At 42.9% G+C, this 11,159-nt stretch carries 11 protein-coding genes; 2 read left to right on the forward strand and 9 right to left on the reverse strand.

All coding sequences use genetic code 11. The annotated features are described in order from the left end of the window. Nucleotides 1-4: 4 nt before the first annotated feature. Nucleotides 5-739: a 3'-5' exonuclease gene (locus QV280_RS06850; RefSeq protein WP_023403140.1), complete on the forward strand. Its 735-nt coding sequence runs from the start codon at nucleotides 5-7 to the stop codon at nucleotides 737-739. Nucleotides 740-776: 37 nt separating this feature from the next. Here the strand turns inward: QV280_RS06850 and yqfB are convergent, their stop codons facing one another. From yqfB to QV280_RS06875, 5 genes are all read right to left on the reverse strand, one after another. Further along, nucleotides 777-1,076, reverse strand: coding sequence for a N(4)-acetylcytidine aminohydrolase (gene yqfB, locus QV280_RS06855; RefSeq protein ID WP_172972786.1), 300 nt, complete (start codon nucleotides 1,074-1,076; stop codon nucleotides 777-779). 299 nt (nucleotides 1,077-1,375) lie between these two features. After that, complete coding sequence (locus QV280_RS06860) at nucleotides 1,376-2,947, reverse strand: BCCT family transporter (protein ID WP_152819859.1); 1,572 nt, start codon at nucleotides 2,945-2,947, stop codon at nucleotides 1,376-1,378. Between the two features lie 109 nt (nucleotides 2,948-3,056). Continuing rightward, entirely contained in the window at nucleotides 3,057-4,346 is a 1,290-nt protein-coding gene (locus tag QV280_RS06865; protein WP_152819858.1) for a TRAP transporter large permease, read from the reverse strand. Beyond that, a complete protein-coding gene (locus QV280_RS06870; protein WP_152819857.1) occupies nucleotides 4,343-4,867 on the reverse strand; it encodes a TRAP transporter small permease subunit in 525 nt (174 codons plus the stop codon). Before QV280_RS06870 ends, QV280_RS06865 begins: the two co-directional genes overlap by 4 nt. Before the next feature lie 97 nt (nucleotides 4,868-4,964). Beyond that, nucleotides 4,965-6,053: a TRAP transporter substrate-binding protein gene (locus QV280_RS06875; protein WP_172972781.1), complete on the reverse strand. Its 1,089-nt coding sequence runs from the start codon at nucleotides 6,051-6,053 to the stop codon at nucleotides 4,965-4,967. A 293-nt stretch (nucleotides 6,054-6,346) separates the two neighbouring features. Between QV280_RS06875 and QV280_RS06880 the strand changes: the two genes are divergently transcribed. Further along, entirely contained in the window at nucleotides 6,347-7,018 is a 672-nt protein-coding gene (locus tag QV280_RS06880; protein WP_152819855.1) for a DUF2982 domain-containing protein, read from the forward strand. Between the two features lie 176 nt (nucleotides 7,019-7,194). On the opposite strand, the gene QV280_RS06885 is transcribed toward QV280_RS06880, so the two are convergent. The 4 genes from QV280_RS06885 to QV280_RS06900 form a co-directional block, all read right to left on the reverse strand. Further along, entirely contained in the window at nucleotides 7,195-7,845 is a 651-nt protein-coding gene (locus QV280_RS06885; RefSeq protein ID WP_152819854.1) for an MBL fold metallo-hydrolase, read from the reverse strand. A 66-nt stretch (nucleotides 7,846-7,911) separates the two neighbouring features. Beyond that, nucleotides 7,912-8,394 carry a DUF882 domain-containing protein gene (locus QV280_RS06890; protein ID WP_152819967.1) on the reverse strand — a complete coding sequence of 161 codons (483 nt, stop codon included), beginning with the start codon at nucleotides 8,392-8,394 and terminating at the stop codon, nucleotides 7,912-7,914. 164 nt (nucleotides 8,395-8,558) lie between these two features. Continuing rightward, nucleotides 8,559-10,061 carry a L,D-transpeptidase family protein gene (locus QV280_RS06895; protein ID WP_253912507.1) on the reverse strand — a complete coding sequence of 501 codons (1,503 nt, stop codon included), beginning with the start codon at nucleotides 10,059-10,061 and terminating at the stop codon, nucleotides 8,559-8,561. Between the two features lie 244 nt (nucleotides 10,062-10,305). Next, nucleotides 10,306-10,902, reverse strand: coding sequence for a GTP cyclohydrolase II (locus tag QV280_RS06900; RefSeq protein ID WP_152819852.1), 597 nt, complete (start codon nucleotides 10,900-10,902; stop codon nucleotides 10,306-10,308). Nucleotides 10,903-11,159 lie beyond the last annotated feature (257 nt).

The following is an 11,159-nucleotide window of genomic DNA, read 5'->3' on the forward strand; positions in this document are numbered from 1 at the left end:
GCCTATGTTCAAAAAAAACAAACCTATTAAAAAGATATTCCAACCCGTCGATGACTGGCAATCTCACTTTGAAAGCTTGCTTGCGCAAAGCAATCATGGTCATCTGAAAAGCTTTTATTCTGTGGGGACTATCGCTAAAGAAACCCCACTTAAAGAGGTGCCGTTTCTTGCTCTTGATTTTGAAACTACCGGTCTAGATTCCTCAAAAGACGAGATCATCTCGGTCGGTCTCGTACCCTTTGATTTAAATCGTATTTACTTAAAGCAAAGTCAGCAATGGTTGATTAAACCGCAGAAAGCGCTCAATGCCGACTCTGTGGTCATTCATGGTATCACCCACTCAGAACTGCAATATGCACCTGACTTTATGGCCGTGCTACCTGAAATACTCGAAGCTATTGCGGGCAAAATTTGTGTGGTTCACTATCGCCAAATTGAGCGTGATTTCTTAGACAGCATTTTACGACGCCGTCTTAATGAAGGTATTGAATTTCCGGTGGTGGATACCTTACAAATTGAATGGAACATTCAGCAGCAACTCTCAGCAGGGTTTATCAACCGCCTTAAAGGAAACCGCCCCGGTTCAGTGAGGTTAGGTGCGAGTCGTAAGCGTTACAACTTACCTACCTACACACCACACGATGCGTTAGTTGATGCCATCGCCACCGCAGAATTATTGCAGGCTCAAGTCGCACATCACTTCAACTCTGATGATCCCATCGAAAGTTTATGGCTGTAATTAATACGTCTATTTAGCAGAGTTGACACTACTAAACCTACCCTACTTTTTGATAAGTGATAACAAACAACTTATTAATATTAGGGTAGATATCCGCAATCACCGATTTTAATTCAGGCAACGTCATATTCTCTTGGCTGGCATGAAAATCGGTCAGTTCATCAAATAACACGGGCGTTACTGAGATAATACGCAACTGGCAAAACCAGCGGTTATCTTCATAAGTGGCAACCTCAACGATAGAGTTTGGCGCAAAGTCGCACTCATTCTCATCGCGGATAGTAATGGTTTTCTTGCCGGCAAGAATGTCTGATTCAAAACGTTCAAAAAACGTCATACTGGTCAAGCTCATAATGGCTCCTTTGTAAAGTCAATCGTAGCCAGTCACCGCTGACAATTTACTACGATGGAGTTATACCAATCGTACTAAATAACTGATCATTCTAGCTTGTTAAAATGCACGATAACGGCGTTAGAATTTTTGATTGTAGAATAACTACTTATCGAAAAATTCTGCCTTGTTCTCGAGCATTTTTCCTGCACTAGTTCTGAGCACTTACTTAGTGTGATTGGTATTAAAACGAAAAAGGACCTGAAAATTCAGGTCCTTTGTAATTATTCTATTTGTATTTCGGCTTAACGCTCTTCTGTTGCCATACCCATCAACAAACTCACACACATGGCAAGTAAGATGAAAGTAAACGGCAACGCGGTCGAAATCGCACCTGCTTGCAACGCTTGAACGGCTTGTGAACCACCAACCCAAAGCATAGCAACCGCGATAGCACCTTCCATAAACGCCCAGAACACACGTTGTGGCACAGGAGCATCCACTTTACCACCAGCGGTAATGCTGTCGATAACCAATGAACCTGAATCTGAAGACGTTACGAAGAACACCATAACCAATATAATACCAATAACAGACAGTACATTCGCCATTGGCATTGCATCAAACATTTCGAACATGGCTAAAGAAACGTCGGTTAGACCTTTGCTACCTAAGATACCAACATTGTTGATCACTTGATCAATTGCCAAGCCACCAAATGTAGACATCCAAATAAGCGTTACGGTTGTCGGTACAATCAATACTGCTGTCATAAATTCACGAACAGTACGACCTTTAGATACGCGAGCGATAAACATACCTACGAATGGGGACCATGAAATCCACCATGCCCAGTAGAATACAGTCCAACCTTGGAACCACGCTTCATCTGAACGACCGTGCGGGTTACTCAATGGAATAATATGTTCTACATAAGAAAGGAAAGTAGTCGAAATACTGCTAAAGGTTACGTGATAGCCAATCAACATTACAAATGCTAATAGGATAAAGGCGATGATCATATTGATGTTAGAGATGACTTTAACACCACCATCGATACCACGTATCACCGAAATTATCGCCAACAAGGTAACAAAACTGATTACCGCAATTTGCAATCCTAGCCCTGAATCAAGCCCAAATACATGGTGAATACCACTAGCGGCTTGTTGCGCACCTAGACCAAGCGAAGTCGCAAGGCCAAACAACGTAGCCAATACCGCTAGAATATCAACAATGTGACCCGGCCAACCCCATGCTCTATCCCCTAAAATAGGGTAAAAGATAGAACGAATCGACAGCGGTAAACCTTTGTTATAGGTGAAGAAAGCTAATGATAGTGCAACTACAGCATAGATTGCCCACGGGTGTAATCCCCAGTGGTACATAGTTGCGCCTAATGCAAGCTTAGCGGCTTCTGGTGTATTCGCGACAACATTCAATGGCGTTTCATACCAGCCAGTGTAGTAAGCGACAGGCTCAGCCACACTCCAGAACATTAGACCAATACCCATGCCTGCAGCAAATAGCATTGCTATCCACGACATCATTGAGTATTCAGCTTTAGCTTCTTTACCACCTAAACGGATTTTACCGTACGGCGAAACAATAAGAGCTAAGCAAAAGATAACAAAAATGTTACCGGCCCAAATGAATAACGCATCAAAAGAATGAATTATCTGCCATTTTAATCCGTCGAGCGCCGACTTTGCAGTCTCTGGGTCGAGGAATACCATAGCAAGAAGAAAAAGAATAGTTAGTCCTGCACTAATGGAAAATACCGCATTATGTACATCAAACCCCCACTTTTGGACATTATCTTGTCCAATTTGATAATCAGTACTATCTATACTGTATTTATCAATACCCTTGGTCATTTGACCTCCTTTTAGGTACAAAAAGCGTACCAAACACAATTACTTCATGTAATTAACTTTCAATTATAACGTATCTAAATAATTAATTCAGGCATATCAAGAAATTAAGTTACATGGACAATCCGTACAACCCTGGGAATAGCAATAGCGTGGCAAGCACCACTATTTGTATCCCAATAAAGGGCATCACACCTGAATAAATATCTCTGGTGGTCACCTCTTTTGGCGCGACCCCTTTGAGATAAAACAGACTGAAGCCAAAAGGCGGTGTCAAAAAGGAGGTTTGTAGATTCATTGCCACTAAAATGGCAAACCACACCATATTAATGCCAAGCAGTTCCGCTACCGGAGCAATCATAGGCACGATGATAAAACAGATCTCAACAAAATCGATAAAGAAGCCAAGAATCAAAATCACCAACATCACTAGGAACAAGAAGCCCCACTTTTCACCCGGAAGTGCCAGTAGCCACTCTTCCACTAGATAGTCGCCGCCTGTGTAGGTAAATGCCATCGAAAAGGCAGTAGCGCCAAGTAAAATAGCGAACACCATCGCCGTAACTTTTATGGTCTCTTTTGACGACTCGTACAAAAGCTTCCAACTAAATTGGCGATAAAGCATCGCCAGAACAATCGCGCCCGCACCACCTAAGGCTGCGGACTCGGTAGGCGTAGCAATACCTGCAAAAATAGAGCCTAACACCACAATAATTAACGCCAATGGCGGGATGATAGCCTTGAATGCGGTGATAATCTCTTGTTTACGGCTTTGATCATCAAGTTTAGGGATAGGCTGTGCCGATTCAGGCTTTAAGTGCGCATAGATAGCGATATACAAAACATAGGCAATAACCAACACTAAACCCGGCCAAACGGCGGCCTGAAAAAGATCGCCAACCGGTACACCGAGTACGTCACCTAATAAGATCAATACAATAGAAGGCGGGATAATTTGTCCCAAAGTACCAGAGGCACAAATGGTGCCACAGGCTAATTTTTTGTCGTAGTTATACTTTAGCATTACCGGTAATGAGATAAGGCCCATTGCCACCACCGATGCACCCACAACTCCGGTCGATGCCGCAAGTAGCGCTCCCACCAGTACCGTGGATATGGCAATGCCGCCACGCATACTGCCAAATAAACGCCCCATGGCTTCTAATAATTGCTCCGCCAAACGCGTTTTTTGTAAAACCAGCCCCATGAATATAAACAGTGGCACTGCCATTAATACGGTGTTTTGCATGATAGATTCAATGCGATACGGCATAAAGGCAAACATATCCCAACCTTCGGACCACACGCCAAATATCAGCGCGATCCCGCCAAAGGTAAAGGCCACCGGAAAGCCGAGCAACAGCGCAAATAAAGCGACCGCAAACATAATAATCCCTATCATGCTTCTTCCTTACTGATTGAATCTGAATTGAAAAATTGATTGAGTGATTTGCACAGCAAACCTAAGCCACTAATGGCGATAAATGAGAATGAAATGGGTATTACGGCTTTGATCACCCAACGATACGGCAGACCGCCGGGATCGCCCGAGGTTTCTCCAATATCGTAAGCTTGGTAGGCAAAGTCGATGCCATACCATGCCACTAACAGGCTAAATGGAAACAACCAGACTAAGATGCCAAAGATATCTATGATGGCTTGCGTTTTCGGTGGAAAACGCTCGTAGAAAATGTCGACACGAACGTGCCCACCCGTTTTAATTGCGTAGGGTACGCCAAGTAAGAATACTGCTGAGAACAGGTGCCATTCCAGTTCTTGAAAGGCAATGGAAACGTCATTAAACACGTAACGCATTACCACATCATAAACGACGTTTGCCACCAAAAGCAGAAACAACACACTAGTGATATGCCCTAGTGCGTTGCTTATTCTGTTACAAATCCCTTCTATTACAGTCAGCAATTGACCTCCCTGTCAGCTGAAACTTTCACATTAAATGTCGCGCTATAGCACACATGACTAAAGCCATGGGTGCTATAGCGCGAACAATTTACTCACTTTATTGTGCGGTTGCGCTATTTAGGTACGCACGTTTAGAAATGTCTGTCCAAGAGCGAGTTTGCTCTAAGTATTGCGCCTGTGACATTTGGATTTTCTTCGCCATTTCGTTTTCAGCGGCATGTTCTGCAAGCAAGCGGTCGTTCACTTTGCGAAGCTCTGTCATGACTTCTGGTGGGAAGTTTTTAACTTGAACATCTGGGTACTCAGTTCGAATACTTGCCCAGTTTTTACCACTTTCATGAGTTGATTGGATGTACATATCGTAAGCGGCCGTTCGCATCGCTACGCGTAGGATTTCTTGAAGATCAGCAGGCAATTTGTCCCAAACGCGTTTATTGACCATAAACTGAAGCTCAGTTGCTGGCTCATGCCAACCGGTATAGTAGTAAGGGGCAATTTTGTGAAAGCCCATACGCAGATCTAACGATGGCCCTACCCACTCCAATGCATCAATGGTTTTTCTTTCCAATGCAGTATAAAGCTCACCCGGTGCAATATTGGTCGGTTTTGCACCTAACTCAGCTAACACTTCACCCGCAAAACCTGGGATACGCATTTTCAGACCTTTAAGATCATCAACGCTATTGATTTCTTTTTGGAACCAACCACCCATTTGTACATCAGTGTTACCACCTGGGAAGGACAACATATTGTGCGGCGCGTAAACTTGTTCCATCAACTCCATGCCACCGCCGTGATAGAACCAAGCGTATTGCTCTTCCGCCGTCATGCCAAATGGCATAGTGGTGAAATACAAGGTGTTTGGCACTTTGCCTTTCCAGTAATACGACGCAGAATGCCCCATATCATACTGACCAGACTTAACCATATCGAACACACCAAATGGCGCTTTGTGCTTGTTTGACGAATCAACGCGAATCACTAAGCGTCCGTTCGACATTTTTTCTGCCATTGCCGCCATATTTTTTGTAGCATCACCAAAAATTGGGAAGTTTGGACCCCAAGTTTCAGCAAGTTTCAATCGATAGACTTTATCAGCGGCTGAAGCGGTAGCAATACTTGCCACCCCAATTAGTACCGCTAAACTGCGTACGCACGCCTTTCCCCATGTTGACTTAATTACCATCTTCTTTGCTCCTTGCGTGGTCATAATTGACTATAAAATCAATTAAATATGGAACAAACGCAATATAATTGCTAAATATTTGTTAAATCTGTGTGCTATTCGATCTTATTTATTTAACAATTACAGGGGTTTCATACGATGTTATATAAGGTAGAGATATCGATAAACACTGCATAGAGTCTAATTCTGGTTACTACCTTCCTTATAAGTCATTGTTTTAATTACTTTAACGATCTTATGCTTTACAGCGCCTTTGCTTGCGCTACCTAACACCATTATTTAAGCAGGTACGCATGTCCTCATTACAACTGACAAACCAAAAAATCATTCTTGGTAAAACGGGACAGCGTTTACTTGCGCTGTGCGCCATAGGCATAACGGTCAGCATCAGTTACTACGCGCATAGCATGCAAGGTAAACTCGGCATTATGTTCATAGGGTTAGTGCTCTATGTGAGTATTTTGCAAATCTACTTACGCGGGATCATTCGTTACACCCTAACCGACAGTCATTTTCAGCAGCACACTTATAAAGGCGGTTGGGTGGTGCAATGGCACAATGTTACCGCCCTTGGGCTCTGTCAAAGCCATAACCCTGCTGCGCCCGCCAATCTGCCATGGATAGGCATTCGCCTAAATGATCCTGTACCTTTTGTAGAAAGCACCTGCCCTAGGCTTATTTCACATCTGTTATTGGAGCAAAGAAGTTTGTTGTATTTAGGCGCGATGGAAACCAAGCAAGAAACTTTGTTTCAAGATCAGGTATTAGATTCTCGCTCTGTTACCATCAAAGACAAGCTGGTATTTAGCGGTCTTCAAGCCAGTATGTTGCGCCGAATGCAGTATCAAAGAGAGTATTGGGGATACGATATTTTTATTGCTACCGCCGATTTAGACCGTGATGCAGAAGAGTTTGTGGGATTATTGAGGCGCTATTGGGCAGCGTCTTGTCGCGATAGTGATTAGCTAAGCCATATCTGTGAATAATAGCTGTTGAATAGTGCCTGCCGAATAATGGCAACTGAATACACGTCTATTAAGATTTAAAGAGGCCTAGCAAAAGAAACACGGTAAAATAAACACGGCTAAAGAAACACAGTAAAAGAAATTGGGGGTATCGGTATAGCTACCCCCAACATTATTTAGATTGGCATTTCATCCGCGACGAATGGATTACTTACTCGCTCTGAGCCAAAAGTAGACTCTGGGCCGTGACCTGGAACAAATCGGGTTTCGTTACCCAATGGCCACAGTTTGGTTTTGATTGAGTTAATCAAAGTCGCATAATCGCCTTTCGGGAAATCTGTACGACCAATTCCACCTTTAAACAGCACATCACCCACGAAGGCAACTTTTGCCGATTCACTGTGTAGCACTACATGCCCCGGAGTATGGCCTGGAGTGTGCAAAACAGACATTGATTGATTACCAAAAGTGACAACGTCACCATCATTTAGCCACTGACTTGGCTCAAATGCCTCAGTTAAAGGGAAGCCAAACATTTGGCTTTGCCCTTCAAGACCTTGCAACCAGAAGTTGTCGTCTTTATGTGGTCCCCAGATAGGCTGATTCAGCTCTCTGGCAAGATCTTCACTGCCACCAACGTGATCTAAATGTCCGTGAGTCAACACCAGTTTTTCCACTTCTACATTCAGCTCTTCAATCATCATAAGAAGCTGTTTTACATCACCGCCCGGATCGATAACGATGCCCTTTTGGGTCTCATCACACCACACGATTGAACAATTTTGTTGAAAAGGGGTTACTGGAACAACTTGATACTGCAACGCCATGAAAAACCTTTTATTTATCAGATAAGCCTATCAAGAATATGACAGCTTATGCTTGCAAACTCAAGCCTAGCCATGCCAAGAGCGCACCGCTCCGGTGTCAATATGTACAAATCGGCTTCCTGGGTAATACCCAACACCACCCGCTTTCATTTGTAATGCCGCTTTGTGCACGTCCGCTATGTCAATTCCTGAGATTCGGATATCAATGGCGCGCCCTTGCATATGCAAACTTTTACGTGCCACGCCTTTATGACCATGAGCTCGCAACGATTCATTCGTTGCAGGAGAGCGATATCCTGAAATGATTTGAACTTCGTTATCAGTAGCTAAAATGCGCTGTATTTCGCTGATTTGCACTAATAATCGACGATCCATTGGATGGACTTCGTTACGACGGAAGTCACGGCAGATGTGATTAATTTTATCTAACTCGTTATCGACGAAGTTTTTACCGTCAAAATAACAAGTTTGCAGGTGTTCTCCGGTGTGCAGATTATTGAAGTTAATTACTTTTGGTGACTGCGTTGCAGCCAATGCAAACTTGGGCATGCTTAATAATGCTGCTGCCCCCGCCGAATACTGCAAAAAGCGACGACGGTTCAAATTTAACTCTACCACTACTCATCCCATACAAATAAAAACAGTCGCACACTGTACAGATTGATCAAAATTTAATCAACTTTGTGCCTCATTTTATTGTAAGGAATAAGATTTCAGTGCTGTTTTAATGCTAAATCTGCTTGGTTTGTCTTCACGTCGTAGCCGTACACGTCTTCTCTAAAAAACACTCGGCCAGACTCAACCCATGAGGTTTTATAAATAAGATGCACGGGTAATCGGCGCTTTAGAGGAATTCGAGCATTAGACTGTTGCCCTTGTGGGGAGATGTTACTTTTCCTAAAACCTTGAGTTTTGGAAATAGAGTGAGCAAACCTATCTGCATGTTGCACTCGAATACAGCCAGAGCTAAAGGCGCGTGAGGGTTTATCAAATAAATATTTGGCTGGCGTGTCATGTAAGTAAATTGCTCTGCGATTTGGCGTATTAAATTTATACACACCTAATGCATTGCTGTTACCCGCTAACTGGCGCATACGAAACGGAAACTTTTTAGGATTGACTTTGCGCCATTGGATTGCGCCGTGATCGATGATCACCGGATTGCCCCACCCCTTAATTACTTGAATTCCTTTGTTATTTAGGTAATCAGGGTTGTAGCGCAAAATAGGAATAATGTCTTCACGCATGATCTTAGGCGGCACATTCCAAGTGGGATTAAGCACCAACGAATCCATTTTAATTTCTAGCAAAGGCGTTTTGCGTTTTTGCTTGCCAACAATGACTTTAGATGAAAACACCACCTCGCCTTTGAAATAATAATTAAGATCAAAACTGGGTAGATTCACTAACACTAACGCTTTGCGTTGTTCTGGCCATAAACGGCTACGCTCCGCATTTAAGGCTAAACGGCGTATGCGCTCCTCTATAGGGTAATTAAGCCAGTGCGCCGTATCAGGGCCAATAACACCATCGATTTTTAAGCCATGCTGCCGTTGAAAGCGTTTAATCACTGCACGTAACTCTTTGCCGTACCATTGCTGTTGTTGAATAGATGGCGGTACCGCCAATCCAGCCAGCGCCAAACGAGTAAATAGCACCTCTTTTTCCGGTATGGTTTCCCCTACTCGCACAACTTGCGGCGGGTATGGCGCAATATTGGCGTTCAAACTCTGTTTAAGATGCTCTATAGAACCCAGATAATCTCGATATGCCGTAGAATCTATACCTAGCTGTTTTAAATAGTCTGTCAGTTTGCCATCGGTAATAGACTGCTCTAGCTCAGTAACAAGCTCTGGCGAAGGAGCGGCCCAATCATTGGGAAGCCCTTGCCCATATAACCAAGTGGTTTTGTTCTCTTTAAGTAAACTTCGATAGCTGATAAAGGACAATAACAGATCGCTGGCAACTAAATCGTATTGATAATGTTGTTCGGTGGTGCGCAAATGCTGTAAGTGTTGCAAACGCTGCTCAAAAAACGGGCTTAATTCGGCGAGTACGGTCATTTCAATTAAATCTTCAAACAGTTGCCTGTCTTCAGATTGTAGCCATACCAATTGGTGACGATTGGAGCTGTAGAGGGATTCAGTCAGGTGAGGGTAACGAAAGGCTTGCTCTATTGGCACAGCAGAGCTTACCCAGCCGAGGGTATGGAACATACTCTGTGCATATGTAGGAATTGCAAGGGTGATGCAAACAACTAAAATTGACCACGACACCCTTTTGCTTTTCAACATGATCGTCGCCACTCAATAGACTTGATCTATTAAGTATGGCAAACAACCTCTATTTTCTCGAACAAATAAGCTAAATAGCTATTCGCCTCACCGCCAAATTTAGGGCTTAAAGTGAGCAAATAGCATGCTTAAATAGTTGAAATTACTTTAAGTTTATAACGCTATTTTATACGTCTAAATTATGTTTTCCGTGAGACGCTTTGGCTTTTAAATAGCCTTCATTACCGTGTTTTACGTGAGCCATAGTGTTGATCACCTCATCAATCACAATGCCATACTGCTTAAGTTCGCGGATTTTTTTAGGGTTGTTTGTGACCAAGCGAATATGCTCAACATTGAGCGCATCTAACATTTGCGCTGCTTCTTCAAAGCTGCGCAGATCGTCAGCAAAGCCCAATTTATTATTGGCTTCATAGGTATTGAGACCTTCACTTTGCAACTGATAAGCATCTATTTTGTTGTAAAGACCGATACCGCGCCCTTCTTGGCGAAGATAAAGCAAGATACCGCCTTGTTCAGACATTTTATTGATCGTTTCATCAAGCTGCTCACCACAGTCACAACGTGAAGAGTGGAAAACATCGCCGGTTAAACACTCAGAATGCATTCGAACAATCGGAGCTTGTTGATTTTTATCCGCAGACTTAAAGATTATAGCGACATGTTCTTTGTCAGTTTTTAAGCCATGAAAAGAGAGAAGCTCAGCCTCAATATCGCTTTTCATTCCCACCTTAAAGTTTACACGGGCTCTTACATCTGCCATAAATTTCTCTCTATTGATCACTCGTTGATTGAGTCGCTTAAACAAGCTCTTTAACTATAGGATTAATATTGGGTTAAAAGAAACCTTTTCAAGCCTTTGACCTACATCAATTTTTGATTTTATTTGTTATTGATACGATTTGCTTAATATAGCAACAACCTTGGCGTTATTTACCAACAAACGTTTGTTTTTAAACCGATAATGGCTATAAAAAAACCCAATAGCTGAATAACAACTATTGGGTTCCTGTTCTAAGC

It is taken from the genome of Vibrio sp. B1Z05 (assembly GCF_052955985.1).

Bases quoted from the DNA above. Each gene is read 5' to 3' on its own strand.
- QV280_RS06860 (WP_152819859.1), bottom strand. From the start codon at position 2,947: ATGACCAAGGGTATTGATAAATACAGTATAGATAGTACTGATTATCAA.
- QV280_RS06865 (WP_152819858.1), bottom strand. From the start codon at position 4,346: ATGATAGGGATTATTATGTTTGCGGTCGCTTTATTTGCGCTGTTGCTC.
- QV280_RS06895 (WP_253912507.1), bottom strand. From the start codon at position 10,061: ATGTTCCATACCCTCGGCTGGGTAAGCTCTGCTGTGCCAATAGAGCAA.
- yqfB (WP_172972786.1), bottom strand. From the start codon at position 1,076: ATGACGTTTTTTGAACGTTTTGAATCAGACATTCTTGCCGGCAAGAAA.
- QV280_RS06900 (WP_152819852.1), bottom strand. From the start codon at position 10,902: ATGGCAGATGTAAGAGCCCGTGTAAACTTTAAGGTGGGAATGAAAAGC.
- QV280_RS06890 (WP_152819967.1), bottom strand. From the start codon at position 8,394: ATGCCCAAGTTTGCATTGGCTGCAACGCAGTCACCAAAAGTAATTAAC.
- QV280_RS06850 (WP_023403140.1), top strand. From the start codon at position 5: ATGTTCAAAAAAAACAAACCTATTAAAAAGATATTCCAACCCGTCGAT.
- QV280_RS06880 (WP_152819855.1), top strand. From the start codon at position 6,347: ATGTCCTCATTACAACTGACAAACCAAAAAATCATTCTTGGTAAAACG.
- QV280_RS06875 (WP_172972781.1), bottom strand. From the start codon at position 6,053: ATGGTAATTAAGTCAACATGGGGAAAGGCGTGCGTACGCAGTTTAGCG.
- QV280_RS06885 (WP_152819854.1), bottom strand. From the start codon at position 7,845: ATGGCGTTGCAGTATCAAGTTGTTCCAGTAACCCCTTTTCAACAAAAT.